Origin of the sequence: Dorea sp. D27, from assembly GCF_001185345.1 — a bacterium.
GTDB lineage: Bacteria > Bacillota > Clostridia > Lachnospirales > Lachnospiraceae > Extibacter.
Map to the genome: position 1 here is coordinate 1,289,274 of NZ_KQ236743.1, position 25,814 is coordinate 1,315,087.

Consider the following 25,814-nt stretch of genomic DNA (forward strand, 5'->3'; position numbering starts at 1 on the left):
TTTTATCGTTAAAGGGTGATTCCTTTAGCTTCCTAATTGTTCGTGCTACTCTATGATCGTCACATCTTTTATGCCGCGTGACAGCCCGGTTATTCCAGTTCTTGCCAGTTCCAGTATCTCGTAACCGTCCAGCAGGTTCAGAAACGCTTCCAGCTTGGATTGAGTCCCGGTCAGTTCCACCATGAGAGACTCTTTCTCCACATCCACTATCTTCGCCCTGAAAATGTCAGCCAGCGACACGATTTCCGCCCGCTGCGCGGGGTCTGCAAGTATCTTAACCATGATAAGCTCCCTGTAGACAGAATCCTCCGGCTTCAAAACCTTGATTTCAATCACATCTTCAAGCTTTCTCACCTGCTTCTCAATCTGGGACAGAATCAGCTCATCCCCGCTTGCCACTATCGTAATCCTCGTAAATCTCGGATCCGCAGTCACGCCTGCCGTGATGCTGTCGATACTGTAGCCGCGGCGGCTGAACAGTCCGGCAATCCGGCTTAGCACACCTGGATTGTTGTCTACCAGCAATGAATATACTCTCTGCATACTGCACCTCTTTTCTTCCATCACCAAAACAGAGTGCGTTCTGTTTTTTAATGATATCAATTTATTATGTTTTTGTCAAGTGTCTCTTCTGGAAAAATAGTTTATGTCCCTTATCCAGTTTACTTTATTTGACCTGCCAAAACAAGTATAGTATCCTTATAAAAGAAATAATTCGCGCAGGCCGCCTTGCCTGTTGAATCACATGCCGTATGGAGGAGGCCGAAATGAAACACATACTGATTATAGACGACGATATGTATATAGGAACTATGCTCGAAGAGCTGCTGGACAGGGAGGGCTACCGCGTAACCCGCGCTTATTCCGGCACAGAGGCGCTGCTCCTTCTGTCCTCCTGCAGACCGGATCTTATTCTTCTTGACCTGATGCTGCCCGGCCTGAGTGGTGAGGAAGTGCTGCCCCGAATCAAAGATATACCTGTGATTATCATGAGCGCCAAGGCTGATGTTGAAGACAAGGTATCTCTGCTGCTCGGCGGCGCTGCTGATTATATCACAAAGCCCTTTGACACGAAGGAACTGCTGGCGAGAATCACCGTACAGCTCAGGAACACAGCCGCGGCAGGTATGTCCACGAACCTCATATATGACGATATAGACGTAGACACGGCATCACACACGGTCACTGTATGCGGACAGCCGGTCAGGATGACCCGGACGGAATATGCCATCTTAAAGTTATTGATACAGCATCCTTCACACGTGTGTACAAAATCTGCCATACTGGAACGCATAAGCGAGGACACGCCCGACTGCACCGAAAGTTCCCTCAAGGTGCATATGAGCAATATAAGGAAAAAGCTGCTGGATGCGGGCGGCAAAGATTATATCGAATCTGTATGGGGCATTGGCTTCAAAATGAAGGAAGATTAAAATCTTAACGATATCTTTACCTTTCTCTTAACCGCTTCCTTAACCATTATAAGCTAAACTGTCTGTATCAACAAAGAAGGAGGCTTCACATATGGATTATGTTCTGACTACAGATTCATTGAGCAAGCATTATAAACATTTTAAGGCGCTGGATCACCTGACCATGCACGTACCAAAAGGGGCTATATACGGATTTATAGGGAAAAATGGCGCCGGAAAGACGACCCTGATCCGGCTCATATGCGGACTGCAGCAATGCACATCCGGCGGATACCGGCTGTACGGCACCAAAGATACAGACAAAGACATTGCCAGATGCAGAAGGAGGATGGGGGCCGTCGTGGAGACGCCGTCCATCTACCCTGATATGAGTGCCGAAGATAATATAAGGGAACAGTACCGTATCCTTGGACTGCCGTCTTTTGATGACATTCCGGAGCTTTTGAAGCTGGTCGGCCTTGAAGGGACAGGGAAGAAGAAAGCAAAGAACTTCTCTCTCGGCATGCGCCAGCGGCTCGGAATCGCAGTCGCCCTTGCAGGAAACCCGGACTTTCTCGTGCTTGACGAACCGGTCAACGGACTGGATCCACAGGGAATCATCGAGATACGCGAACTCATTCTGAAGCTGAACCAGGAACGGCAGATTACCGTTCTCATATCAAGCCATATCCTCGACGAGCTGTCCCGTCTGGCAACCCATTATGGCTTCATCGACAGGGGCTGCATGGTGAAAGAGATCAGCGCTCAGGAGCTCGACGCAGCGTGCAGAAAATGTACCCGCATGGAAGTCACTGACATAAACGTACTCACACGTATGCTGGATCATATGCAGCTTGAATACCAGGTGCTGTCCGATACGTGCGCAGATGTCTTTTCCGCTGTCGATATCACGGCCCTCGTACTGGCACTTGCAGAAGAACACTGCAGCATAACTGCCATACATCAGCATGATGAAACGCTGGAGAGCTATTATATAAGCCTGCTGGGAGGTGAAAGATATGAATAGATTATTATGTGCTAACTTTGCACGGCTGAAAAAAGATAAGGTGTTCTGGCTCGGTATCCTATTTATGGCCGGATACGGGGCATTCCTCATATTTGGAAATTATATGGATGCAAAAAGATATGGCGAACGGTTTTACATCGATAATATATTCTTTTCATACTCTATAATGGTCGGAATAGTCTCAGCCGTGTTCTGCTGCTTATTTCTCGGTACGGAATACAGCGATGGCACAATCCGCAATAAGCTCATGGTCGGGCATACTCGAGGACGTATATACCTAGCCAACCTGATCGTGTGTACAGCCGCCGGGCTTCTTATGACATTGTCGTTCCTCATCACTGCCGCAGGCATAGGATTCCCTCTGTTCGGCTTTTTTGTTGCAAAAGGGGAGACCGTGCTTGCCACCCTGGCCGGAACGCTCCTCATGGTAATCGCCTTCACTTCTGTCTTCACCTTCCTCAGCATGATGATACAGAACAAGGCAGTCGCGGCCGTAACCGTAGTGATGACCGTATTTGTCCTCCTGTTTACCGCCATATATCTCAGTTCCGCTCTCAACTCTCCTGAGATGTACGAAGGCTATACTTACACGGATGATGAAGGAAATGTCGTGGAACAGGAGGCTCAGCCCAACCCATCCTACGTGTCCGGTACGAAGCGCAAAGTGTATGAAGCACTTATGGACATCCTGCCGACAGGCCAGAGCCTGCAGTATGCCACTATGTCTGCCGTTCATGTATGGCAGCTTCCCGCATACTCAGTTTTAATTGCAATCGTTACAACCGGTGCCGGAATCGTCGTGTTCCGCAAAAAAGATATCAAGTAAAGGAGCTCCTATGCCAATCCTGTTATGTGTCCTTTTCGTCACCCTGATTATCATAGTCATCCTGCTCTCGTTTAAAATACGTGTACTGCAAAAATCAGCCGTGGAAATAAAAGAAGCCTTTTCAGAGAAGCTTGAAACGGAGACGAATACGCTTATCGATATCTCAAGCCGTGACCCTTATATGAGAGAACTGGCCGAAAATATCAATTCGCAGCTTCGTCTTCTCAGAGAAGAAAGGCATCGTTTCCAACAAGGCGACGCAAATGTGAAGGATGCCATAACAAATATATCACATGACATCAGGACGCCGCTTACTGCCATACGCGGCTATCTGGATATGCTGGAACAGAAAGAGATGTCTGAGGATGTCCGTCGCTGTATTACTATTATTGAAGACCGCACGGAAGTCCTGAACGAGCTGACGCAAGAACTCTTCCACTACTCTTTCTCCACGTCCGGCTATATAGCGCGAAACAGCGAGCCCGTAAGCCTCAACCGTATTCTTGAAGAAAGCATATCGGCCTATTACGCCGTACTGAAAGGCTGTAACATCACACCATCCGTCACCATGCCCGAAAAAGCCGTTATACGTGGACTTGATAAAAATGCGCTCTATCGTATATTCGGCAATATAATAAGCAACGCAGTCAAATACAGTGACGGAGATCTGCTGATCGCCTTATATGAATCAGGTGAAATCGAATTTGCCAACCATGCCGAAGGGCTGGACGAAATACAGGCAGGAAGGCTGCTTGACCGGTATTATACGGTCAAGACAGCAAACAAATCTACAGGATTAGGCCTGTCCATAGCCAAAACGCTCACAGAACAAATGGGCGGCAGTATAAAAGTGACGTATGCAGAAGGCATGCTCCACATACAGCTGCTCTTTCCTCCTGTAATAGGAGTTTAGTGAAGTGGACGCCGATGGGAAGGCAGATGCCACCCGGCTCCCCGCACGCAGTCTAGTTTCACTAAACAACCACCCGGACTTTCTCCATCGGCAGTTCTTCCAGACTGTAAGCGGGCATTTTCACGGCAGGCATACCAAGAGACAGTATCGCCTCCAGCTTGAAGTTCTCCGGGAATCCAAGCTTCTCCCTGACGTATTCTTCTGTCGTCGTGCCCTCTTCTGACTTCCTCAGCCTGCCCTGTATCCAGCAGCTCCCAACACCGAGGCTGGAGGCCATCAGATGCATATGTGCCATGGCGACAGAGCAGTCTTCCACCCATACGTCCTGCACATCCGCATCACCGGTCACGACGATGGCGCACTGTGCCTCCTTCAGCATTTTTACTCCGCCTTCCCTGCACAGGGAAAGGTGCTCCAGCACTTCCTTATTCCGGACGACGATAAATTCCCACGGGCGCTTCGCCTTTCCTGATTCTGACAACAGGCCGGCCTGTATAATTTTCTGGAGGTCTTCTTCTTTTACCGGCTCATCCGTATAATTCCTGATACTCCGTCGTTTCCTCATGATCTCTAATAATTCCATCTAACCTACTTCCTTTCTTTGTCCATCTGACGATGAACCAGAAAAAGATATCTATAGCAAGATATCTCTCCCTGGTCTGGTATACGTCTATATTATATCTTCTGGAGGGATTCGTCAATTTGCGGGACCGTTATAGCTCCAGATAGGACTGCAACACTTCTTTCATATCACCGATGATTCCATAATCGGATACGTTGAAGATAGGTGCATTCTCATCCTCATTGATTGCGACAAACAGCTTCGTGTCCTTGATTCCTTCCGTATGCTGGATAGCCCCTGACACTCCAAGGGAGATGCAGATCCGCGGCCGTATTGTAAAGCCGGTCTGCCCAATCTGATGCTCAAACGGAATCATTCCGGTATCCGCCAGGGGCCTCGTGCCCCCGATTGCCGCTTCCAGCTTATCGGCAAACTTTTTCAGCAATTCAAAATTCTCTTCACTTTCTGCACCGCGGCCTCCCACGACTACCACTTCAGCCGAGAGGATGCTGTCCGTATCGCTGGAGGCGGGCTGAATCTCCACTATCTCTATCTTAGATTCCGGAAGGACGATATCGTCAAAATATACCACTTCGGCCCTGCCGCCAGCAGCCGCCTCATAAGGCGTATACACGCCGGGCCTTACCGTCATCATCTGGGGATAGAATCCTTCTTTTGTCACAATCGTGACAAATACATTTTCTCCGAAGGAAGGTTTGTTCTGTTTGATGTAGAAGCTTCCGTCCTCCCGTTTGTCTACGAGCAGCTCTGTACAGTCCGCCGTAAGACCGCAGCCAAGGCGGGCCGCAACTCTGGAGAATACAGAACGCCCGATTGCCGTCGCCGGAACGAGTACGCTTGACGGGTCGATTTTTTTAATCATCTCTGCAATCACCTGGCTGAGCTCGTCGTCCTGGAACGTACAGTCCCGATCGGTCCTGACCGCATATATTTCATCCACGCCGGAACCGTTAAGCTGGCTCACGAGATTCTCACAGTCGCTGGCCGCAACAACCGCCTGAATCTTCTCACCGGTCGTCTCTTTAATGAAATGTGCCGCACTGACCAGTTCTGCCACGACAGGCTCTATATTTCCATTATAATTCTCTGCGAAAACACATATTCCATCAGCCATCTATTCTTTTCCTTTCTCAGTCTCGATTAACTCTTTCAGTTTTCGTGCCAGCTCATCCGGCGTACCACTTAGCATCTGCGCTTTTCTTGTACTTTCCGGTTCAAAAGAGTCCGTCACGACGGTAGGGGAACCTTCCAGTCCAATTTCATCCGCCGCCATTCCAAGTTCGGCATTCGTGAATACTTGAAGCGGCTTGCTCTTTGCCGCCCGCTTTGTGCGCAGCGTTGCCAGACGTGGTTCATTACATCCAAAGCACACGCTCATGAGTGCAGGAAGTGCAGCTTTAATCTTAAACTCCATCCCCTGGAACTTTTTCACCGCCAGAATACTGCCGGCCGCGTGCTCGTCATAGACAATCCCCTGTATCTCTGACACATGTGGGATTCCCATATACTCAGCTGCCATCGCTCCCACTTGCCCGGTAGCGCCGTCTGCCGACAGCGCTCCGCTCAAAATCAAATCAAATGTTCCATATTTCTCAATGCTTTTTGCAAGCACCTTTGCTGTCGCGATCGTATCTCCTCCGGCAAGGCATCTGTCCGTAATGAGACAGCTCTCATCACAGCCCATCGCCATCGCGTCTCTCAGTGCCTTCTCTGCATCCGGAGGCCCCATCGTGAATACTACGACTTTGCCTTCCGTCTGCTCTTTTAATAACATAGCCGCTTCAATCGCATTCAAATCCGCAGGATTGATCATCCCCTCTGAGCTTGCACGGACAAGCGCGTGGGTTTCCGGGTCTACCGAAACGTCATTGGAAACAGGTACCTGCTTTATAAGAACTGCTATATTCATATCTTCTCCTCTCTGTTATACATCCTTATCGAACCGCTGATGTTCAATCAGGCATAGTTACTTTAACAGACGTTCAAATGCCCAGTCTTCCAGTAATGGAGTCTTCTCTCCGCGCATGATGAATTTTGCAAGGTCTCTGCTGGCCGCCGGTGCCTCGATGACACCGTTTCCGCCGTACCCTGTCGCGAGAACATATCCTTCTACCGGCGTCTCTCCAAGGATTGGCAGGAAATCTTTCGGCTCCGCCCTGTATGACAGCCAGGATGAAACGAGGCCGCTGTCCACGATGCCAGGTACCCTGCACTCGAGCTGGTCGAGCAGGAAGTCGATGAAATAGTCATCTGTCCCGCCTGTAGCCGGAAGCTTGTCTGGATCCCACTGCCCTGCATGCATAGGATTGCTCAAATCCATAGAAAGATGGGACTTGCAGATAAAGATATTGTCGCCTGCTCTAAGGGCATAGAATGCAGGATACTTCAATACAGGGAACGTATATCCTAATTTCTTTCCAGGAGGGCATAAGAAGAATGCTTCTGCCTTCGTGTGCCAGATCGGTACGTCCATGCCCACCATCTCACCTGTGAATTTGCTCCATGGCCCTGTACAGTCTACTACATAGTCAAACTCATAGTCTTCTCCGTCGCTCGTCTTGAGACCTTTGACCTTCTTGTCCTCAACCTTGACTTCTGTCACCTTGACGCCGGTCTTGACCGTTCCGCCGTTCTTCTGCATTTTCTTTGCATATGTATTCGATATCATCGTTCCGTCAAAGTAACCGTCATCCTGCGTATATCCTGCTCCGAGTATGTTCTCTGTTGAGATGTCAGGAAGAATCTCCTTGATTCTGTCCTTGTCTGTAATGTATTCTCCTGTATAGCCTGCAGCCTTTGCAAGCGCGATACCTGTCTTGATAGTCGCCTCCACCTTCTCGTCTGTGGCCACAACAAGCGTTCCTGTCTTGTCAAAGCCTGCGGAGCCTTTCTCTTCCTCTTCCATCTTGAGATAAGATTCAAATCCATACAGCCTCACATCCCAATATCTGTTTCGTAAAGAATCGTCAAAAAGGCATACTGTTCCTGCAGATTTAGCAGTGGAAGCTCCTCCTATGGTGTCTTTTTCAAATACGACCACCTCTGCATTATCATAAAGGCTCAGATGATATCCGAGACAGGTTCCTGAAATACCTCCGCCAATGATTCCGATTTTTTTCTTGTCCATAACATTACCTACCTTTCTTGTTTTTATCTTTTTATTTTTTAACATGGAGCATCCATGTCATCTAACTTGAGAATCGTTTCCAGAAGCACCCTGCATCCCTGCCGGATGTCTTCTCCTTCTGTAAATTCATATCTTGAATGGCTGATACCATCCACGCTTGGCACAAATATCATTCCCGTCGGAAATCTGGAGGTCATGATAAGAGAATCGTGAAACGCGCCGCTTGGCAGCACGGCATAGCCAATGCCCAGCTCCTGTACGGATGCCTCGATGCTGTTTTTGACCCACTGAGCCATAGGCGCGGGTTCATGGTAAGAGAATCGTTCAAAAGAACACGCTTCCTCCATCTCATTGCAGATGTGTTCCAGCCGCTCTTTTAATTTCTTTTCGATTCGCTCTATCATCGTTCCGTCCTGGTCTCTGATTTCCAGATTAAAGGTACACGTCCCCGGAATTACATTGACGGAATTGGGAACTACTTTCATCGTGCCGACCGTCGCCACCGTATATGCATTGCCGTACTCCTTCACAATCTGCGGCACGGCGGCTATGAATCTGGAAGCTGCCACGAGGGCGTCCCTGCGGTCTGCCATCACGGTGCTTCCCGCGTGGTTGGCCTCCCCCTTGATGTTGATTTCATATCGGCTTACGCCGGCGATGGATGATACGATACCAACAGGTGTCCGGCTCTTATATAGAGAAGCCCCCTGCTCTACGTGAAGTTCCAGAAAACAGTGTATGCTCTCTTTCATACGTTCCGCCCTGGGCACGTCCGCGACATTGAGTCCGCAGGCTTTCATCACTTCCCCCCTGGACATCCCGTACATGTCCTCGTCTGTTTCGCTGATAGGAAGCTCCTCCCCACACATGGCGCCGCTGCCAAGAAGCCCGCTTCCGAAGCGAAATCCTTCCTCATCCGTAAATACGACGACTTCCAGCGGATGCTTCAGCTTCGTGCCATTCTCGATAAGAGTCTCACACACTTCCAGGCCTGCAACACAGCCGAGCACCCCGTCATATTTTCCGCCGTCCGGAACCGTATCCAGATGGGAGCCTGTCACGATGGCCGGCAGATTTGGATGCTCTCCTTCCAGCCTGACAATCAGATTGCCGGCCTCATCCATGCAGGGCTCCAGCCCAAGCTTGCGGAAATATCCCTTGAATGTCTCTCTCCCTCTTACATCTTCGGGCGAATAAGCCATCCTCGTATACGTTCCGTCGTCCTGCGCACCGCACTGATACAGCTCTTCCAGACGGGAAAGGACCCTTTCCAAGTTAATGTCCATAAAATCCCTCCATACTGCTTTCCGACTTGGTAATTGTGCACACTTGCAGCCAAATACCAATCATTCATTAAGTATACATATCTGTTACTCGTTAGATGTTTTTTATCTATATTGCACATTATAGATAATTTTTTAACAGAATGCATCGGAGCATAAAGATAAAAAAAGAGAGATAATTTATCTAGTCTGGATAAACTATCTCTCTCTTCCTGTTTCTCTCCGGAAATTATATGAAATCCTTATTGTAATTCTCAATCATCTTGTATACCACAAGGCCGATACGGACTGCCAGCACTTCATTTGCATTGTCAAAATCTATGCCTGTTATCTTTGTAATCTTTTCTATCCTGTAGGCTGCGGTCTTATAATGTACATACAAGTCCTGCGCCGTCTTTGACAGGTTCTGGTTCCTGTCGAGATACGTCTTTAAAGTGACAATCAAATCGTCCCTCTGCGGCTTCTTGTAATTATACAGCTTCTGAAGCCCCTCCGGCACATATTCAAGCATCATAGACGAATCATCAAGCTGGCATAGCAGTTTGAAGATACCCAGATCCGAGAACATCATCGCCTGGGAATTTCCATCCTCAGATATCTCTCCGGCTACGTCAACGAACATAAAGGCCTCTTTCGCCTCCTTGAAGCTTTCCGGGAGGTTTATTATCCCTTCTACCATCCGCCCGACTCCTGCTTTCACTTTCAGATACTTGTTATATGCCGATACATCTGCCTGCACCTGTTCTGCCACTTCTTTTATCTCCCGGCGGTACTCTTCCTGCGTCTGCTCCTTCTGTACCTTCTGTATCACGACGATCTTGTCCAGGTCATTATGTATCCGCGCATCTGTAATGTGGGCAAATATTGCGGTGCTCAGTACGTTCGTATCCTTTACCTTGGCCTTGAAGTCGCCTTTCGCCCTGCCCTCATTCGTCATCCCGAACACGATAACCCGGTAGCATCCATCTATCTCTACACCGAGCAGGCTCGTATTCTTCTGGAGCTCTCCGATAGAATGCACCTTTCCGTTCAGTATATTGTGCATGATGTCATTCTGAAACTTCTTTTCCAGCTCTGTCACCGCATGCTGCCTGGAGAATTCAAAACGGAGCGCCGTAATGGCACTCTCGGCCGCGATGCTGTCCATCGTGTTGAACGCCTGGTTAAGTTCGGTGACAACGAGATATATCTTCTCCCGGAAGCTCATCTTGACCTGGATGATGCACTGGGCCACTTCTCCCTTTTGCTTCAGGTAATTGTAATTAGAATAGGTACCCGGCTCAAAGGCGGCTGCGTCTTTCCTGATCTTAAGTTCCGTGTCCGCCCCTTCCGTACAGGCAAGGCAGGACATATTCTGGTTGAAAACGGCAACCGGATTGCGAATGAGCTTGGCAAGCACGTCCAGTATATTGTCGATTCCTTTTCCTTTGGAATCCGGTGCAAGCGCAAGCGCTATAAAATTGTCATATGTAGTTTTAAAATACTTCAGTCTTGTCACTTCCTCATTAAACAGGCGCTCCATGATAAGGCTCATGATATCCCTGAAGGAGAATTCAAAGGGAACTTCCAGGATTGGTATTCCATGGGTCTCAGAAAACTCCATCAGAAGACCAATCTTCGTGTCCGCATTCTCCACTTTCCGCCCCCGCTTCAAGACGAGTGCGCTGACGCTCTTTCTCGTCAGTTCATTGAGATACCCTTTGAACTCGTCGACGGTACATGACCGGAACGCATACAGCCCTGTGAGAAGCACTTCGCCGCCGTCTATAAACTTGACGATATCAGGAGCTTCGATAATCGTAACTCCTTTGATCTCCCTGTCAAGCCACTTCTCTCCGCCTATTACTTTAACATCCTTTAACTCTTCTGCCTGCAGCAGCTCTTCTACACTAAATCCCATCTTCAACCTCACCGTCATCATTGATACTAGCCTCAGCCGGACATTTACAGCGTCCCAGACTAAGAATATCTTCAGTATAACACAAAAAGACACAGCCGTATAACGTAAATTGTCATACCTGTGTCTTTTTCGTCGCATTATCTGTAATTATATCTCGTGACAGACTGTTCCAGATGCTCCTCCATCGCCTGTGCAGCTCCACGGCTGTCACGGGCCAGAATGAACTGAAGCACTTTCTCATGTTCCTCACAGATAGCTTTCAGCTGTCCGTGGTCTGCCATTCCTGTACCGCTGATGTGCCTCATAAGATTGCTGATAGTCTGTATCATGCTGTGGATGACCTGGCTTCCGGAACATTGTGCGATGCACGTGTGGAATTCTATATCATGCTCCAGCAGATCCCTTTCGTTCTGCTCTACGTAAGCCGTGCGGACGAGCCCTGAGATTTCTTCCAGCTTATGGACATCTGCCTCTTCACTACAGCCGGCCGCCAGTTCCGCTGCTTTCACTTCCAATACGTTCCTGACCATAAGGATATCTTCCACCTGGCTGCCGTTCAGAAAAAGGGACCATGACAGGGGAATGATGAAAAAATCAGCTTCTGCGCTGCTGATATAAGTACCCTGTCCGGGACGGATGTCAATCATCCCAAGAACATCCAGCACTTTAAGCGCTTCCCGGATTACCGAACGTCCGACGTTCATCTTCCTTGCAAGCTCCCGGTCGGATTCTATCTGGTCTCCTTTTTTAAGCTCCTTATCCATCAGCTTTTCTGCAAAATACATCGTGAGCCTGAACAGCAGTTCATCTATCTTCCCTTTTTTGGCATTGTTTCCGCACAACTCTTCCGCGGCTCTTGTCGCAGGCAGAAGCATATCTATCTTCCGTGCAAATTCCTCCGGCTTCATGGAGAACATCATTGAGTCTATATGCAGGGCAGAGGCGGCTGACAGAACCACTTCGTCAAGCCGCTTTCCACCCCTGGACTCCACATTAGAATATGTAGCCGCGCTCATAGACGGCGCCCCTTGCGCATCAGGAAGGAACCGGCAGATAAACGCTTTCTGAGTCAATCCGAGGTACCTTCTCAATTGGCGGAGATTTTCCTTTTTATATATCGGGTTCAACATCTGGCTGTTCATACGATCCTACGCCCCAGTCCGTTCCTTTATTTGACAAGCAGCTCTTCTGCCAGCTTCTGCATGATAACAGTACCCTTCGCGAAATCGCTGTACTTCGTAAACTCAACCGGACAATGGCTTCTGCCGTCTTTGCTCGGCAGGAACAGCATGACGGTCGGGAGATTCTGCCCGATTTCCAGCGCGTCGTGTCCTGCGCCGCTGAGCATCCTTTTGTAACTGTAGCCAAGCTCTTTGCATTCCGCTTCCATGATATCCAGCATTTCACCGGAGAGCTCCACCGGAGTGATCGTCAGCTTGTTTTCTATCTCATAGCTTCCGCCGTACTCGGCTACTTCCCTCTCGAGCGCTTTCTTGATTCTGGCCGCAATGTCATTAATGTTGTCGTTGTTTCTGGATCGGATGTCTACCGTGAATTCAACTTTCTCCGCGACGATGTTCATTCCGCCCGGAACCGTATTGATGTATCCGACCGTGGCAACCGTACCGTCGGCCTTTTCTCTCGCCCAGTCTGCAATCTTTGAGATCACTTTCGCCGCCGCGTCCACTGCGTCCATCCTCATATCCATAGGCGTGGTCCCTGCATGGTCGGCACGGCCGTTGACTGTCACCATATATCTCTGTATTCCGACGATGCAGTCTACGAGGCCAAGCTCAATGCCTTCCGTATCAAGGACAGGTCCCTGCTCGATATGTACTTCCAGGAAGGAGCCTATCTTTCCGTCTCCCCATGCCGCATCGCTTATATGCTCCGGTACAAGGCCATACTCTTTCATTGCATCATAGATAGAGATTCCATCTTTGTCACAGAACTTCTTCGTATATTCTACATCACGGTGCCCGAGCATCGCTCCGGAGCCAAAGTATCCTGTCCCGAATCTCATGCCCTCTTCATCGTTAAATCCGGCGGCTACAAAGCTCCTCTTTGGTTTCAGACCTTTTTCTCTGAGCAGGCGGGCCACTTCTATCGCGCAGATGACACCAGCGATTCCGTCATAGTCTCCGCCGTTCGTTACGGAGTCATAGTGAGAGCCCATCATCACGCAGGGGGCATCCGGGTCTTCTCCCTTCAATACCCCGAACACATTGCCTGCCGCGTCCTCGGATACTTCCAGGTCAATCTCGTGCATCAGCTCTTTCAGATAATCTACGGCCTTTCTTGCTTCCTTCGTAAACGGCAGTCTCGTGCAGCCATTTCCATGTGTCGCCGTATATTGTTTTAAATGCTCCAAATCTCTTGCGATTCTGCCTGTAATCTCCTCAATAACCATATATATACCCTTTCTCGCCACAACCGGCGAATCTCATCTAACTTTTCTTTTTCATGCGGTCAAACACATATACCTTCAGCGGCGAATACAGCATTGCCGCGGCCATGAGTACGAATCCTGCCGCGCACATCCCGTCTCCCTGCATCTTAAGGCCTGCCAGGATAAGGACGAACGCTATCAGTATGACTACGAATGCAGCCGTAAGCCCGCCTTCTTTTGTCTTAAAAAAACGTTTCTTTTCCATAGTGCCACATCTCCCGATTCTACAATATCACTGACACGAATACGATGATTCCGATTACGAGCGTAGTCGTCAGCGTAATTGGTATAATCTTTTTCAGTACCTGTCCCTCGCTTCCGAGAATTCCTGCCGTCGTCGTCCCGAGTATGATCTTGCTCGGGCTGATAGCGCTCCCGATAGCCCCTCCGGCGGTCTGCGCTCCAAGGAATGCTGCCTTATCCAGATGAAGCAGGTTTGCCGTCGTCACCTGGAAGTCGCCGAACAGGATGTTGGAAGACATATTGCTTCCTGTCATAAATGATCCAATCATGCCCACCACCGGCGCCAGTATGACATAAGCTTTGCCAAGGATTCTGGCGATGCCATCTGCCAGGACCATGGTCTGCCCGGTTCCGCCCATTATCTTCGACATGATGACGAGGCCGATGACCGCTATGCCGGAAGGCATCGTCATTGCGACTGATTTGGCAAACACTCTTTTTGTGCCGCCCTCCTTGATCCAGCCATGCCTTTTAAAATATACGATGCCTGCAAGAGAGGCAAGGAACAGGAACATGCTGGCATGGGTGAACGGCGCCAGCGGCGAGAAGCATGCCTCTGCCTTGTTCACAAATCCATATCCCGTCGAAGTCTCGGGGAATGAGAACCCAAGGGACAGCTGTCCCAGGAACTTGTTCACCGGAGTCACGACGAGTACGATCATCGTAAGCGCCGTCAACAGTATATACGGCACAAATGCCTGCAGCAGGGACATATCTTCCGGCGCTTCATCGGCGGTATCCTCTGCAGATGAAGCGCGGTTCATAATCGGGCTGTCAGAAAGGCTCCATTCCTCTCTGTACATCTTCATCCTTCCTATCAGGAACAGAACGACCAGCGAGATACAGGATGGAACGAAACAGGATATCGTCGTATTCACCTGTGTCAGCAGCAATTCGCCTCCGCCCTGGATAACAGCCAGTATAAGTACTGCCGGAAGCCCTTTCTTCACCGCCCTGCCCTTGCCATAGAACCAGCATATCACAAGACCGGTAATGACATTCCACAGCCAGATGAATAAGCCTGCCCAGAATGCCGCGGCCAGATAATCAGGACTTCCCGGCTCCAGGCCGGTGGACATCACGAGCGCGTCCCACGCAGCGGCCAGTGTTCCGAACGTATTGCCCCACGCCTGACCAAGAAGCGGGATGATAACCGCGTACAGAGGGGTCACCCCTATGCCGATCAGCAGCGGCGCGCCAACCGCTACCGGTACGCCGAATCCGGTGATGCCCTGGAGGAAGCTCTCCAAGATCCAGCCAAGCGCGAGAACGACAAGGAGCTCATTGGGGAGCAGTTTTCTCATCCCGTTCCTGATGACGAGGAACGCCTTTGCCTCATCGGCAACCTGATAGAGCAGGATTGCTGTCCATACGATCAGGAGGATGATCAGTGCACTCCATATTCCCTTGGCGCTTTCACTCGCCAGAAGCCTGATATCCGCTTTGTAAAACAAGATTCCTGTGACAATCGTTATGACGAGTCCTACCGGAGCAGCTTCTGTAGCCCCCCACTGGAACTTGATCATCAGCAGTAATAAAACTATGATTGGCAGACATGCCATTATCCACATAAACAGATTTGTTGGTACGTTCATATTCTATCTCCTAATTACTTATGTATTACGGTACCCGTCCTGCCGGCAATTCCATCTGCCGCCCTGTCAAGCAGAGTGATGAGCGTGTGGCGCCCTTCTGCGGACTCTGCAAAACGGATGGCGGCTTCGATCTTCGGTAGCATGGAACCCTTTGCGAACTGATCCTGTGCTATGTATTCCCTCGCTTCATCTACCGTCAGGTCGCTGAGCCATCTCTGGTTCTCTCTGCCGAAATTGATTGCCACCTTTTCGACGGCAGTCAGTATGATCAGATAGTCTGCGTCAAGTTCCGCCGCGAGAAGGCTGCTCACATTATCTTTGTCAATCACGGCGCTGACGCCTGAGAGTCTGCCGCCGTCGTTCACTACCGGTATTCCGCCCCCGCCGCATGTAATGACGATGTGTCCGGCATCAACGAGTGTCTTAATCGTCTGAAGTTCCCGGATTCTTTTCGGCATCGGGGAGGCCACCACGATGCGGTAGCCTCTTCCTGCATCTTCCATGCACGGAATCCCGTTCTCCTCATTTTTCGCCGCCTCTTCTTTTGTCAGGAAACGGCCGATTGGCTTTGTGGGGCTCTTGAACGCCTCATCTTCCTTATCCACTTCAACCTGAGACAGGATAGTAGACACTTTCACATCCATTTCACGGCTGTAAAGCTCATATTTGATTGCGTTCTGCAAGTCTATCCCGATATATCCCTGGCTCATGGCCACGCAGGTAGGCAGCGGCGTCTCTTTATAATCTTCTGACGTACACGCAAGCTGATCCATCGCGTTCTGTATCATCCCTACCTGGGGGCCGTTGCCATGGGTGATGATGATTTCCATATCCTGCTGCACGAGATCCACGATAACCTTCGCGGTCTTTGCAACCGCTTCTTTCTGCTCTTCATAATTCTTGCCAAGAGCATTTCCTCCTAATGCAATAACAACTCTTTTCTTTTTCATATGGCTGTCCTCCCAGCTTGAAAGCTCTGTTTACTATTCTTCTGAATCGAATCCAAGCTTCCTGGCATACGCTGTGATTGCCTTTTCAAAGCATTCGACCGGCGGGTGTACCGTACCTGCCCCTATCTGCCCATATCCGGCAATTTTATGCGCGATGCCTGTATTGATAACCGGCGTGATACCTTTTTCCACTACGAGCCGTGCGTCTATTCCAAGGCATGTACCTTGGAAGTTCCAGTTCGGAATGATGAAATTCGGGTTCCGGTCTATCGTTATCTCGGTCATCTCTGTACTTGTACGCAGGGCATCTTCATATCCGCCTGCGCCTACGAACCGCGTTACTGCAGGAGCTGCAATCATAGCCATTCCGCCTACGCCAAGTGTCTCCGTAATCGCACTGTCTCCCATATCCGGGCACGCGTCCTCACCGTCATAACCTGTAAAATAGAGACCCTGAGGCGTATTGACCGGTGCCGTGAACCATTCGTCCCCCATGCCGCTGATACGGATGCCGAATTCGACGCCGTTTCTGCACATAGCTGTTACGACCGTACCTTCTGTGACGAGCCTCGCCCCGTCCATGACTGCCTTACCCGTGGCCATCATGATGTTGAGGAAGAACTGGTCTGTATCTGCCAGGAACTTGATGACATCATAGCGGTCCTTTTCATCCATATCCATCTTCGTTATGATAGGACTTACCTCTTTCAGGAAAGCCAGCGATGCTGCGATATTACGCTGATGGAACTCATCTCCCATGGCGATTGCTTTTGCAACGAGCGGATTGACATTAAGGCCGCCATCAATGGAGCGGATTGCCCTGCCAAGCGTCGGTCCCAGCACTTCCTTCATCCACAGCAGCCGGTCTACGACCTCCTGTGAATAAGCGCCGAACCGGAGCACCTTGCCGATGCCTTCATTCATCGTACAGTACGCTTCGTTGCCGTCCGTCGTGTTCTCCACTACGAATACGGGCATGTGCGCGGAAGTAATCCCGCCCATCGGTCCCACTGCCTTTACATGGTGGCACGGAATGAACGTGACTTCTCCAGACTCCAGGATTTTCCTCGCCTCTTCCTCTGTTGCGGCCCATCCTTCAAACAAGGCAGCTCCAACGCAGGAACCCTGAACCGGGTCCGGCATATCTTTATACTGGATTGGCGGGCCGGCGTGAAGGATAACCTTCCCTTCATTCAGTTCCTTGATAACAGACTTTGCAGGCACGACATCTTTTATGACCGGCTGGCTTGCCACAATTTTGGCAATCACGGACCGGTTTGCCTCATCCATATCAAAGCCTTCATAGCCACGCAGGAAGGAAAGCGTCTTGATGAGCTTCACATCTCCGCCTGCCGGAGGCATCCAGTCATACTGTACGACGTCGCAGCCAAACGATTCTACAACTTGTGCAAAGCTCTTCAGGCCTATATTTATAATCTTCGGCTTTTCGGAAAGAAGCTGAATCAGTTTCTCTGACGCCTCTGATCTTTCCATCTCCGCCACTTTTTTCGCCCGTATCTCTTTTGCCGGTTCTTCGAAGTCCATGCCGATAGCACGGATAGCTGTGTGGACTGCCAGCTTGTTGTTCTCACAGACGATGACGCCGGCATCTTTCAGCTTGCCGACTGCTTCGTCATAATTCTGGAAATCTCTTCTCGTGCCGCATACTGTGGCAACAAAGAATAGTCTCCTTCCTTCCGCTTCTGCCTTGTCTCTCAGTTCTATGATAGACGGGAGAAGTGCTCCTGCCATATCTTCGTGGGAGCCGTATCCGAGCATGATATCCAGAAGGATGACCCCTGTAGACGCATCGTCGATAGCTTCCTGCATGCACTCGATACGCTTGGCCGGGTCAATCATCGGATGAGGCTTGCCCTGGGTATATACGTCATCTCCGAGGTCCACCACGATGTGTCCGCCGGTCTTGAGCATGAAACCTTCCGCCTTCTGTGGCGGCACTTTCATGTCAAGTGCGTCTTTGATGAGCATGGCAGCCTCACCTGCAAGTGTCCCTCCGGAATAATATGCCTTGATTGTCTTCTTGTCTTCCGGTTTGAAGAAATGAGCAGAATCAACGTTCACTTCCGCCTCTTTCACCTCTTCACCTCTTACGAGCCCTACTGCCAGACGGGCAGCTTCATCCAGCGTGTACGCGTGGTAGAAGTTCTCCTCGTGGTACTCCGGCTTTTCGCCGAGGAACAAGGTGATTACCGGCTTCTTAAAGTTGCTTAAACGGTCGGAAATCCTATCCCTTACGTCTTTAGCCGGCGGCTTGGATATGATGATGAGCACTTTGACGCTCGTGTCGCTCTCCATCGCCTCAATCATATCCATCATCGTAGTACCGCCCACTTCCGAAGACAAGTCGCGTCCGCCGGTTCCGATGGCATTCTTGACGCCCTCCCCGAGACGGTCGATGATTGTCGTCAGCTCCTGGATGCCTGTTCCCGAGGCTCCGATAATGCCGATAGAGCCGGGCGTTACATTGTTCGTAAATGCAACCGGCACGCCCTGGATAATTCCAGTGCCACAGTCAGGACCCATCACTGCCAGCCCTTTGTCATGTGCTTTCTTTTTCAGCTGGATCTCGTCTTCCAGCGTCACATTATCGCTGAACATAAACACATTCATACCCTCGTCCAGCGCACGGTCAGCTTCCAATGCCGCATAGGCTCCCGGGATTGAGATAACTGCAAGGTTTGCCTCCGGCAGCTTCTCAAGCGCCTTATCCCAAGACTTTACCGCCTCGGCTCCCTTTTTGTCGCCTTCTTTGGTAGACTGCTTCTTGAAAAACGCTTCTGTCTCCTGCATAATCGTATCGAGAAGGCTCTCGTCATCCACATCCGCAACGACCACCATGTCATTTGCTGACGCGCTCTCCAGTTCTTCCGTACTCAGTCCGCTCTGTCTGTATATATCTTTATTGGCGGGTGTGGCCATCATGATCGATACCTTCTTCACACCTTTGATTGTTGAAATCTGGTTCGTCAAAAGCATGAGAACAACGGAATCATGATAGCTTCCCTTCTTCACAATTGTCTTTAACATACGTTCTCCTTCCCCTATTCGGCAAATCTGTTTTTGTGGTCGTATCTGTCGTAATGTACATCCTCACTTACGAGATAGTTATAAATCTCATCTACGATCTCCACGCCGCCTGTTTCATATGCCTTATCACGTCGCATGACCGCACGTTCGCCCGGATAGTATACTTTACCGTATCCTTCGGCCGCAGGCATCTCTCCCAGCTCATCCAGTACCTGGGACATCGACTTCTTAAATGCATCCAGTCCGACGAACCTGGACGGATCCATGACGATGAACATCTGTCCCAGATCTCTGCCCTTGGAGAGATCATGGTACATAGAACTTACATGCTTTCCAAACGGGACGCCAAGCAGCACACCTGCAAATACGTCGACCATCATCATAAGTCCGTATCCTTTTGCGCCTGCAATCGGAAGCAGCGCGTTGACAAGGCTGGAATCTGTCACGGGCTGTCCTTTTTCATCCACCGCCCAGGAATCCGGTATCGGCTCGTGTCTGGAGCGCTTATCCAGAATCTTTCCCCATGCCTGGACTGTCGTTGCCATATCGAATACAACCGTCCTGTCATCAGCCGTAGGCGCTGCAAACGAGATGGGATTCGTGCCATAGTAAGGCTCCGTTCCTCCGAACGGCACTGCCATCGGATCAGACTGGCAGAACGCGATTGCCACCAGATCCTGCTTTGCAGCCATCTCTGTATAATATCCGATGGAACCGCTGTGGGATATGTTGCGGATGCCCGTCACGGCGATACCCGACTTTTTAGCCATCTCTATCGTCTTTTCCATGGCAAGGGTAGACGCTACATATCCACAGCCGTTGTCCCCTTCATATATCGCAGAGCACGGTCCCGTCTCTTTCCATTCAAACGCAGGGGCTGTCGTAATGCCGCCTTTTGCAATCCGCTCGCTGTAATACTCCACCCGGACGGCACCATGAGAATGGTATCCCCTTTCGTCAGACCATGTGAGTATCTCTGCCGTCATATCTGCATGTTCTTCACTTAAGCCCGCTTTTATCAGTTTATTTTTCATCAGGTTTTTTAATTCATCCCGAGATAGTTTCATTTTTTCTGCTCCTCTTTGCTATTCATAATCTCTCTTTTATTACCGGCTTCTTCTCGCAGTCATTTCAACTTCTATCTTTGCGCCCCCCACAAGAGCAGTAACTCCAACCGTACTCCGCGCCGGATAAGGCTCTGTAAATTGCTCCGCATATACTGCATTCATCGCCTCGAAATCATTCATATCCGCCAGGTATACGTTGACCTTCTGCACGTCATCCGGTGTCAGTCCCGCTTCTTCCAACACATGGAACAGGTTGGAGAAGCTCTGCCTTGTCTGGACGGCGATATCTCCTTGTACCAGCTGTCCGGTTGCCGGATCGATTGGCGTCTGTCCGGATAAGAACACGAAGCCGTCCGCATCTGCAGCATGTGAATACGGCCCTGTCTTCCCTGCATTCTGAGACATCACAACTTTTCTGCCCATCTTATCTTTCTGCCTTTCCCCGGTTTTATAATACCACGTCTCTGTTACAGTCTTTGGAGTAGATATAAGCGAAGTCTTCCTCACGGCCTACTGCGTAACAAGCCTGTGGGCAATATGCATCCAGGAACATATAATCGCCTGCTTTGACTGGTACCCATTCGTCATCTACACGGTACATGCCCTTGCCCTGCAGGAAATACATTCCATGCTCCTGTACATGCGTCTCGATATAGCCATGTGACGCACCAAGCTTAAATTTGAGAATGTGCATATTCATATCAAATCCAAAATCACCTGCAGCCGGAAGGAAATCTTTGATATGGCAGTTCTCCATCCCTTCATATTCGATCCATGGCAGGTCGTTAGCATTGCCCACAACCGTGTATGCACTGTAGCCTTCCACTCGTTCGTATCTGCGTTTGTATACAAAAAGCTTAGCCTCTTCCTTGCCCTTGTTCTCAAAAGATACTACGTTGCTTTCAGGTGAGAAGATATATCCGCCTGCTGTGAGCGCTTCTTCTTTATCCGCATTTTTAACCGTAACTTCGCCTGATATCACATACAGAAACGTCTCCAGCCCTTCACCGCCGATTCCGCTGTTCTTGCCGCCTTCTCTTGCCGTCACGAGATAATCGGCAAAAGATGCTCCCATCGCCGGTGAGCCAAGGATTGTCACGTCACAGTTCTCGTAGCCCGGGATGCTGTTCTTCACAAGTCCGTCTGGCTCAAGAAGCACATAATTCTCTTTCTTGATTACGGAACGTGTCATCAAAAGCTCCTCACGGTACCCTACCTGATCGTTTAAATAACTCATTTTTAATTCCTCTCTTTCTTTCCTCTTAATTTGCTCTAGTGGTCAACCAGTTTTTATACCACAATTATGACAACTAATTCCTGATTTTTCAATTATTATTATTGAGAAAACCGAACCGAATTTTTATCAACTTTATACCCCATTGTCATTTTTTTCACATGTCTGCCTGCCCCGGTTTTATGTTATAATATCTTTATTGCAGCGACAGCCGGCTCACTTCCGGCACAAGGGTATCATTTTGTAGATATTTATCCGCAGCAGACAAAAATATATGCACCTCGCTGCACGTTATCTGTGTTATCTATATGCTTCATCGATATGCCCCGGCTAAAATGAGGATTGAAAGGAGACTTACAAAATGCTAGAGAAAAAAGTGATAGAAATAAGCAATACATTATACCAGAAACATGCCACCCTCTATGCAGACAGCAGTGCCGTGCCCAGAGCCTGTATACTGTATTTCCATGGAGGCGGGCTTTTATACGGGGAAAGGGATGACCTTCCCAAACTCCATATCGACACGCTGACAGGCGCAGGATATATCATCATCTCATATGACTATCCCCTTGCGCCGGCGGCAAAGCTTACTACGATCCTGGATGATGTCTCTTCTTCCATCTCGCACTATGTAGAATGCTCTGAAATGTACTGTGACGGTGAACTTCCTTTCTTCCTCTGGGGGCGTTCCGCGGGCGCATACCTCTGTCTTCTGGCCGCCGCTCAGGGTGACCTTCCTACCGCCCCGAAGGGCATCCTTTCCTACTATGGATACGGCTTTCTCTGCGACGGCTGGTTTGAAACGCCAAGCAGCTACTATCGTTCTCTTCCTCCGGTGGAAGCCTCCTGCCTGGACAGCGCCGGGACAGAGCTTCGGGCTATTGGAAGCATGGACACGCATTACAGCATCTATGTCTATGCAAGGCAGACCGGCCGGTGGCGGGCGCTGCTGTACGAAGGCCGCGAGAAATACTTCTATCTGGACTATACCCTGCGTACATGCACCTCTCTGCCATGTCCGCTGTTCTGTGCACACAGCACGAACGACCCAGATGTCCCGTATGAAGAATTCCTGGCACTTACGGGCCGATATGCCGCAAAACAGTTTATCGCGGCCGGCGGTACCCACGATTTCGACCGGATCGAAGACGATCCGTTTACGAAAAGCCTTCTCGAAGAGACGCTGAAGTTCCTCGACGAAGCCCTGGATACGTAAAGCAGCGCTAGATTAAAATCCCAGTTTGTGGTTCCCATTCTGAATCCATATAATGCATAGTTACAAAATATCAATTTAGTAACAACCTAATAAGCCACCAGATATATTAAATTATCTGATGGCTTGTATTTTTATTCAGCGTTTGAATAAAGAAAATAGGAAAATCTTTACTCCCCAAATATTGTCCCTTTCCGGAATGGCGCCGAGCTCTTCATCGTCTTCATCAGGAAGTAGTAGACAAGCCCTGTCGGTATGAGGCTTATGTACCATGACAGTTCTACGATGAGCAGCGAGCAGAGGGAGCCCACGACTATCGCGATGATGGCCGCCCAGTTGACGCCTTTGTATATGCCCTGCTTGTCATACATGTTGTTGATATCCAGCTTCTTCTTGCGAAGGATATAGTAGTCTACTGCCATGACCGCGAAGATTGGTCCGAGGAACGCGGAGTAGAACTGGGTAAACAGGCTAAGCCCTGCCGCCGACTGGTCTGTCACAAGTTTCCATGGCATGCAGCACGCAGAGAGGATTCCGACGACGACTGTGGCGTGCGACCATTTCATGTGGAAGGATTCCATCAATACGTAAGACGGAGGCACGATATTGTTCAGTACGTTCGTCGTCACCTGGGCAAAGGCGATGAACAGAAGCGTCACGATTGTCAGGAACTTGCTCCCCATCGTCGTAGAGAACACGACGACCGGATCGCTGTTGCCTGTCGCAGCAGTGACAAGCAGACCAATAAGTCCCATAAACAATGTTACCGGCAGGATTGCCACTGTGTAGATACTTGCTGTGCGCACAGACTTCACATGTTCCTTCAGGTTACGGGAATAGTCTGATGCGTTGATAATCATAGTCGAATAGATGCCCAGGAAGGAGGTCGTGGCGGCCCAGAACGGCATCCCCCAAGTACCCTTTATTCCAGAGAACACGTCATCAATCTCTGTCGCAAACTGCGTCTTCACCACGTACAGCATATAAGCCAGTATAGCGATGATGAATACACAGGAAATATTCTCCAGCCATTTGATTCCCTCAAAACCTTTGATTGCAAGCGCTACCTGCAGAAGCGTAAACAACGCATAGACGACCGGCAGATTGTCAAATCCAAATAAGATCTTGAAACAGCTGTTGATGGCCCCGGCTCCTACCCAGCTCTGGAATCCGAACCAGATAATCGCAGGCACGCCTCTGAGCAGTCCCGGTATCTTGACGCCTGCCGTTCCAAAGCTGCTTCTGAGCTGCACCGTGTAAGGTATCCCATACTTATGTCCGCAGTTGCCGATTACAACGAGTGCAATGGCGATAACGAGGCATCCTATGATCATGGCGAGAATCGCCTGCCCTACTGTCAGTACCCCAATCAGTCCCGCACCCATGGAGAACGTACCGATAGATACGCACCCTCCCATAAAGCTTGCCGCATAGGATAATGATCCCATGATACGTTTCTTGGTCGGCTGAAGATCCGGATCCACATTCTTGACGAGTTCCGGGTTCAGATTCATATTTTCAACGATATTACTCATCTTCTCTCTCCTTTCGATATGCACAGGCTTAGCTTAATCGTCTGATCAATTCGCCAACGCCCTTTTCTGCTGTAATCTTTCCGTCTTCGGCAACGACATTTCCGCGGATAACCGTACATACCGGCTGCCCTTTGCCCTTCATGCCGACAAATGCAGATATTTTATTTACATACAGGAGAGAATCACTTGTTATCTCCCATTCTTTCTGCGGGTCAACGATTACCAGATCCGCGTCAAATCCAGGCTTGATCTCCCCTTTTCTGCCATAGATTCCGAAAGCTCTCGCCGGGAGCTTTGCCATAGCATTGGCGAGCACAGTCGGGCTCACGCCCCTCTTGACGCACCCTTCATTGAATGCTACCTGGAAGCCGCTCTGGATTCCACTGATGCCGCCCCATACATCGAACACATTCTCTATCTTATTGCCAAGGATTTCCTTAAACTTCTCCTCATAGGAACACGGGGAATGGTCGCTTGCGATTCCGCTGAACGTACCGTCTTCTACGTACGTCCACAATCGGTCTACTTCCTCCTTCGAGCGGAGCGGAGGGGCGCATTTGAACATCGGTCCATTTTCTATCACGTCCCTGTCCGTGAGACTTAAGTAATGGGAACATGTTTCTGCCGTTATATCATAGCCTTCCTGCTGTGCATCCTTAATCTTTTGTGCCACATCCGGGCTGCTCACATGGCAGATATGTACCTTGCACCCCGTCGCCTTGGCAAGCTCGATCATGTCTACGGTCGCTACCATCTCGGCGATGACCGGTCTGGAATCCAGAAAGCCCTGCCAGTCAAGGCGGCCTTCCTTTTTCATCCTGGCCTCCTGCCATTTGATCATGGAAAAGTCTTCACAGTGAAAGCCTGCCCGGCCGCCAAATTCTCTGATGCGCTGCATCGCCTCATACGCCTGCCCGTAATTCAAGGAACTATAATCCGGGGATACGGGACCGATAAATGATTTGAACGCTACACATCCTTTGTCGTGCATCCCTTTTAAATCCTCAAAATTATCAGGTACGAGGCCTCCCCAGAAGCAATAGTCTGAGTAGGCATTGCTGTCCACTTTTTCCACCTTCCGGTCAAACAGGTCTGCATTCGTCATGGCCGGCTCGTTCTGCAGCGGCATATCGATAATCGTCGTATAGCCGCCGACCGCGGCCGCGGCCGTACCATGTTCATAATCTTCCCGCCACTCATAGCCAGGGTCATTCAGATGTGCGTGCGTATCGATGGCTCCGGGGAACACATAGTTCCCCTTCGCGTCTATGACTTTTGAAGCCTCAGGCTCGATGCCGGCTGCCAGCACGGCTGCTATTTTACCGTCTTTTACGGCTATATTCCCTTCTGAGACAGCATCTGCCGTTACAATTTTTCCATTTTTCACTAGAACATCATACATATGTATT

At 49.8% G+C, this 25,814-nt stretch carries 23 protein-coding genes; 5 read left to right on the plus strand and 18 right to left on the minus strand.

The genetic code is table 11. The features are described 5' to 3' along the window. Positions 1 to 45 precede the first annotated feature (45 nt). The gene (gene ilvN, locus HMPREF0980_RS06065) at positions 46 to 543 is read right to left on the minus strand and encodes an acetolactate synthase small subunit (protein ID WP_049728187.1); all 498 of its coding nucleotides are present in this window, start codon (positions 541 to 543) and stop codon (positions 46 to 48) included. 224 nt (positions 544 to 767) lie between these two features. On the opposite strand from ilvN, the gene HMPREF0980_RS06070 reads away from it, so the two are divergent. The 4 genes from HMPREF0980_RS06070 (at position 768) to HMPREF0980_RS06085 (ending at position 4,178) form a co-directional block, all read left to right on the plus strand. After that, entirely contained in the window at positions 768 to 1,433 is a 666-nt protein-coding gene (locus HMPREF0980_RS06070; protein ID WP_049728188.1) for a response regulator transcription factor, read from the plus strand. Between the two features lie 91 nt (positions 1,434 to 1,524). Next, on the plus strand, positions 1,525 to 2,439 hold the full coding sequence (locus HMPREF0980_RS06075) for an ABC transporter ATP-binding protein (protein ID WP_049728189.1): 915 nt from the start codon (positions 1,525 to 1,527) through the stop codon (positions 2,437 to 2,439). Continuing rightward, complete coding sequence (locus HMPREF0980_RS06080; RefSeq protein WP_049728190.1) at positions 2,432 to 3,265, plus strand: ABC transporter permease; 834 nt, start codon at positions 2,432 to 2,434, stop codon at positions 3,263 to 3,265. The genes HMPREF0980_RS06075 and HMPREF0980_RS06080 overlap by 8 nt, the downstream gene beginning before the upstream one ends. A gap of 10 nt (positions 3,266 to 3,275) precedes the next feature. Further along, the gene (locus tag HMPREF0980_RS06085; RefSeq protein ID WP_049728191.1) at positions 3,276 to 4,178 is read left to right on the plus strand and encodes a sensor histidine kinase; all 903 of its coding nucleotides are present in this window, start codon (positions 3,276 to 3,278) and stop codon (positions 4,176 to 4,178) included. A 61-nt stretch (positions 4,179 to 4,239) separates the two neighbouring features. On the opposite strand, the gene HMPREF0980_RS06090 is transcribed toward HMPREF0980_RS06085, so the two are convergent. The 15 genes from HMPREF0980_RS06090 to allE all read right to left on the minus strand — a co-directional run bounded on the left by HMPREF0980_RS06090 (position 4,240) and on the right by allE (position 21,660). Then, on the minus strand, positions 4,240 to 4,761 hold the full coding sequence (locus HMPREF0980_RS06090; RefSeq protein WP_049728192.1) for a nitroreductase family protein: 522 nt from the start codon (positions 4,759 to 4,761) through the stop codon (positions 4,240 to 4,242). 130 nt (positions 4,762 to 4,891) lie between these two features. Further along, positions 4,892 to 5,875 (minus strand): electron transfer flavoprotein subunit alpha/FixB family protein, encoded by a 984-nt coding sequence (locus HMPREF0980_RS06095; protein WP_049728193.1) that lies wholly within the window; start codon positions 5,873 to 5,875, stop codon positions 4,892 to 4,894. Beyond that, on the minus strand, positions 5,876 to 6,670 hold the full coding sequence (locus tag HMPREF0980_RS06100; protein ID WP_049728194.1) for an electron transfer flavoprotein subunit beta/FixA family protein: 795 nt from the start codon (positions 6,668 to 6,670) through the stop codon (positions 5,876 to 5,878). 57 nt (positions 6,671 to 6,727) lie between these two features. After that, positions 6,728 to 7,888, minus strand: coding sequence for an NAD(P)/FAD-dependent oxidoreductase (locus HMPREF0980_RS06105; protein WP_049728355.1), 1,161 nt, complete (start codon positions 7,886 to 7,888; stop codon positions 6,728 to 6,730). A 38-nt stretch (positions 7,889 to 7,926) separates the two neighbouring features. Next, positions 7,927 to 9,174: a Zn-dependent hydrolase gene (locus tag HMPREF0980_RS06110; RefSeq protein ID WP_049728195.1), complete on the minus strand. Its 1,248-nt coding sequence runs from the start codon at positions 9,172 to 9,174 to the stop codon at positions 7,927 to 7,929. Positions 9,175 to 9,400: 226 nt separating this feature from the next. Continuing rightward, positions 9,401 to 11,089 carry a PucR family transcriptional regulator gene (locus tag HMPREF0980_RS06115; RefSeq protein ID WP_084002676.1) on the minus strand — a complete coding sequence of 563 codons (1,689 nt, stop codon included), beginning with the start codon at positions 11,087 to 11,089 and terminating at the stop codon, positions 9,401 to 9,403. 119 nt (positions 11,090 to 11,208) lie between these two features. Beyond that, complete coding sequence (locus tag HMPREF0980_RS06120; protein ID WP_049728196.1) at positions 11,209 to 12,213, minus strand: FadR/GntR family transcriptional regulator; 1,005 nt, start codon at positions 12,211 to 12,213, stop codon at positions 11,209 to 11,211. Between the two features lie 26 nt (positions 12,214 to 12,239). After that, positions 12,240 to 13,481 carry a M20 family metallo-hydrolase gene (locus HMPREF0980_RS06125; protein ID WP_049728197.1) on the minus strand — a complete coding sequence of 414 codons (1,242 nt, stop codon included), beginning with the start codon at positions 13,479 to 13,481 and terminating at the stop codon, positions 12,240 to 12,242. Positions 13,482 to 13,518: 37 nt separating this feature from the next. Beyond that, positions 13,519 to 13,725, minus strand: a complete 207-nt coding sequence (locus HMPREF0980_RS06130) for a hypothetical protein (protein WP_049728198.1) — start codon at positions 13,723 to 13,725, stop codon at positions 13,519 to 13,521. 19 nt (positions 13,726 to 13,744) lie between these two features. After that, the gene (locus tag HMPREF0980_RS06135) at positions 13,745 to 15,358 is read right to left on the minus strand and encodes an L-lactate permease (protein WP_049728199.1); all 1,614 of its coding nucleotides are present in this window, start codon (positions 15,356 to 15,358) and stop codon (positions 13,745 to 13,747) included. A gap of 14 nt (positions 15,359 to 15,372) precedes the next feature. Continuing rightward, a complete protein-coding gene (gene arcC, locus HMPREF0980_RS06140) occupies positions 15,373 to 16,308 on the minus strand; it encodes a carbamate kinase (protein ID WP_049728200.1) in 936 nt (311 codons plus the stop codon). Between the two features lie 33 nt (positions 16,309 to 16,341). Then, positions 16,342 to 19,356 (minus strand): bifunctional FdrA/YlbE family protein, encoded by a 3,015-nt coding sequence (gene fdrA / locus HMPREF0980_RS18525; RefSeq protein ID WP_084002661.1) that lies wholly within the window; start codon positions 19,354 to 19,356, stop codon positions 16,342 to 16,344. Between the two features lie 14 nt (positions 19,357 to 19,370). Continuing rightward, positions 19,371 to 20,423 (minus strand): ureidoglycolate dehydrogenase, encoded by a 1,053-nt coding sequence (gene allD, locus HMPREF0980_RS06155; RefSeq protein ID WP_049728201.1) that lies wholly within the window; start codon positions 20,421 to 20,423, stop codon positions 19,371 to 19,373. Positions 20,424 to 20,462: 39 nt separating this feature from the next. Then, positions 20,463 to 20,846: a Rid family detoxifying hydrolase gene (locus HMPREF0980_RS06160; protein ID WP_049728202.1), complete on the minus strand. Its 384-nt coding sequence runs from the start codon at positions 20,844 to 20,846 to the stop codon at positions 20,463 to 20,465. 25 nt (positions 20,847 to 20,871) lie between these two features. Then, positions 20,872 to 21,660: a (S)-ureidoglycine aminohydrolase gene (gene allE / locus HMPREF0980_RS06165; RefSeq protein ID WP_049728203.1), complete on the minus strand. Its 789-nt coding sequence runs from the start codon at positions 21,658 to 21,660 to the stop codon at positions 20,872 to 20,874. Between the two features lie 358 nt (positions 21,661 to 22,018). On the opposite strand from allE, the gene HMPREF0980_RS06170 reads away from it, so the two are divergent. Then, the gene (locus HMPREF0980_RS06170; protein WP_049728204.1) at positions 22,019 to 22,873 is read left to right on the plus strand and encodes an alpha/beta hydrolase; all 855 of its coding nucleotides are present in this window, start codon (positions 22,019 to 22,021) and stop codon (positions 22,871 to 22,873) included. 167 nt (positions 22,874 to 23,040) lie between these two features. Here the strand turns inward: HMPREF0980_RS06170 and HMPREF0980_RS06175 are convergent, their stop codons facing one another. After that, positions 23,041 to 24,405 (minus strand): NCS1 family transporter, encoded by a 1,365-nt coding sequence (locus HMPREF0980_RS06175; protein WP_049728205.1) that lies wholly within the window; start codon positions 24,403 to 24,405, stop codon positions 23,041 to 23,043. A 28-nt stretch (positions 24,406 to 24,433) separates the two neighbouring features. Continuing rightward, positions 24,434 to 25,807: an allantoinase AllB gene (allB, locus tag HMPREF0980_RS06180; protein ID WP_049728206.1), complete on the minus strand. Its 1,374-nt coding sequence runs from the start codon at positions 25,805 to 25,807 to the stop codon at positions 24,434 to 24,436. Positions 25,808 to 25,814 lie beyond the last annotated feature (7 nt).

What these genes read in the sequence shown, in the direction of transcription:
- ilvN (WP_049728187.1), bottom strand. Translation starts at nt 543, where the DNA reads ATGCAGAGAGTATATTCATTGCTGGTAGACAACAATCCAGGTGTGCTA.
- HMPREF0980_RS06070 (WP_049728188.1), top strand. Translation starts at nt 768, where the DNA reads ATGAAACACATACTGATTATAGACGACGATATGTATATAGGAACTATG.
- HMPREF0980_RS06075 (WP_049728189.1), top strand. Translation starts at nt 1,525, where the DNA reads ATGGATTATGTTCTGACTACAGATTCATTGAGCAAGCATTATAAACAT.
- HMPREF0980_RS06080 (WP_049728190.1), top strand. Translation starts at nt 2,432, where the DNA reads ATGAATAGATTATTATGTGCTAACTTTGCACGGCTGAAAAAAGATAAG.
- HMPREF0980_RS06085 (WP_049728191.1), top strand. Translation starts at nt 3,276, where the DNA reads ATGCCAATCCTGTTATGTGTCCTTTTCGTCACCCTGATTATCATAGTC.
- HMPREF0980_RS06090 (WP_049728192.1), bottom strand. Translation starts at nt 4,761, where the DNA reads ATGGAATTATTAGAGATCATGAGGAAACGACGGAGTATCAGGAATTAT.
- HMPREF0980_RS06095 (WP_049728193.1), bottom strand. Translation starts at nt 5,875, where the DNA reads ATGGCTGATGGAATATGTGTTTTCGCAGAGAATTATAATGGAAATATA.
- HMPREF0980_RS06100 (WP_049728194.1), bottom strand. Translation starts at nt 6,670, where the DNA reads ATGAATATAGCAGTTCTTATAAAGCAGGTACCTGTTTCCAATGACGTT.
- HMPREF0980_RS06105 (WP_049728355.1), bottom strand. Translation starts at nt 7,888, where the DNA reads ATGGACAAGAAAAAAATCGGAATCATTGGCGGAGGTATTTCAGGAACC.
- HMPREF0980_RS06110 (WP_049728195.1), bottom strand. Translation starts at nt 9,174, where the DNA reads ATGGACATTAACTTGGAAAGGGTCCTTTCCCGTCTGGAAGAGCTGTAT.
- HMPREF0980_RS06115 (WP_084002676.1), bottom strand. Translation starts at nt 11,089, where the DNA reads ATGACGGTGAGGTTGAAGATGGGATTTAGTGTAGAAGAGCTGCTGCAG.
- HMPREF0980_RS06120 (WP_049728196.1), bottom strand. Translation starts at nt 12,213, where the DNA reads ATGAACAGCCAGATGTTGAACCCGATATATAAAAAGGAAAATCTCCGC.
- HMPREF0980_RS06125 (WP_049728197.1), bottom strand. Translation starts at nt 13,481, where the DNA reads ATGGTTATTGAGGAGATTACAGGCAGAATCGCAAGAGATTTGGAGCAT.
- HMPREF0980_RS06130 (WP_049728198.1), bottom strand. Translation starts at nt 13,725, where the DNA reads ATGGAAAAGAAACGTTTTTTTAAGACAAAAGAAGGCGGGCTTACGGCT.
- HMPREF0980_RS06135 (WP_049728199.1), bottom strand. Translation starts at nt 15,358, where the DNA reads ATGAACGTACCAACAAATCTGTTTATGTGGATAATGGCATGTCTGCCA.
- arcC (WP_049728200.1), bottom strand. Translation starts at nt 16,308, where the DNA reads ATGAAAAAGAAAAGAGTTGTTATTGCATTAGGAGGAAATGCTCTTGGC.
- fdrA (WP_084002661.1), bottom strand. Translation starts at nt 19,356, where the DNA reads ATGTTAAAGACAATTGTGAAGAAGGGAAGCTATCATGATTCCGTTGTT.
- allD (WP_049728201.1), bottom strand. Translation starts at nt 20,423, where the DNA reads ATGAAACTATCTCGGGATGAATTAAAAAACCTGATGAAAAATAAACTG.
- HMPREF0980_RS06160 (WP_049728202.1), bottom strand. Translation starts at nt 20,846, where the DNA reads ATGGGCAGAAAAGTTGTGATGTCTCAGAATGCAGGGAAGACAGGGCCG.
- allE (WP_049728203.1), bottom strand. Translation starts at nt 21,660, where the DNA reads ATGAGTTATTTAAACGATCAGGTAGGGTACCGTGAGGAGCTTTTGATG.
- HMPREF0980_RS06170 (WP_049728204.1), top strand. Translation starts at nt 22,019, where the DNA reads ATGCTAGAGAAAAAAGTGATAGAAATAAGCAATACATTATACCAGAAA.
- HMPREF0980_RS06175 (WP_049728205.1), bottom strand. Translation starts at nt 24,405, where the DNA reads ATGAGTAATATCGTTGAAAATATGAATCTGAACCCGGAACTCGTCAAG.
- allB (WP_049728206.1), bottom strand. Translation starts at nt 25,807, where the DNA reads ATGTATGATGTTCTAGTGAAAAATGGAAAAATTGTAACGGCAGATGCT.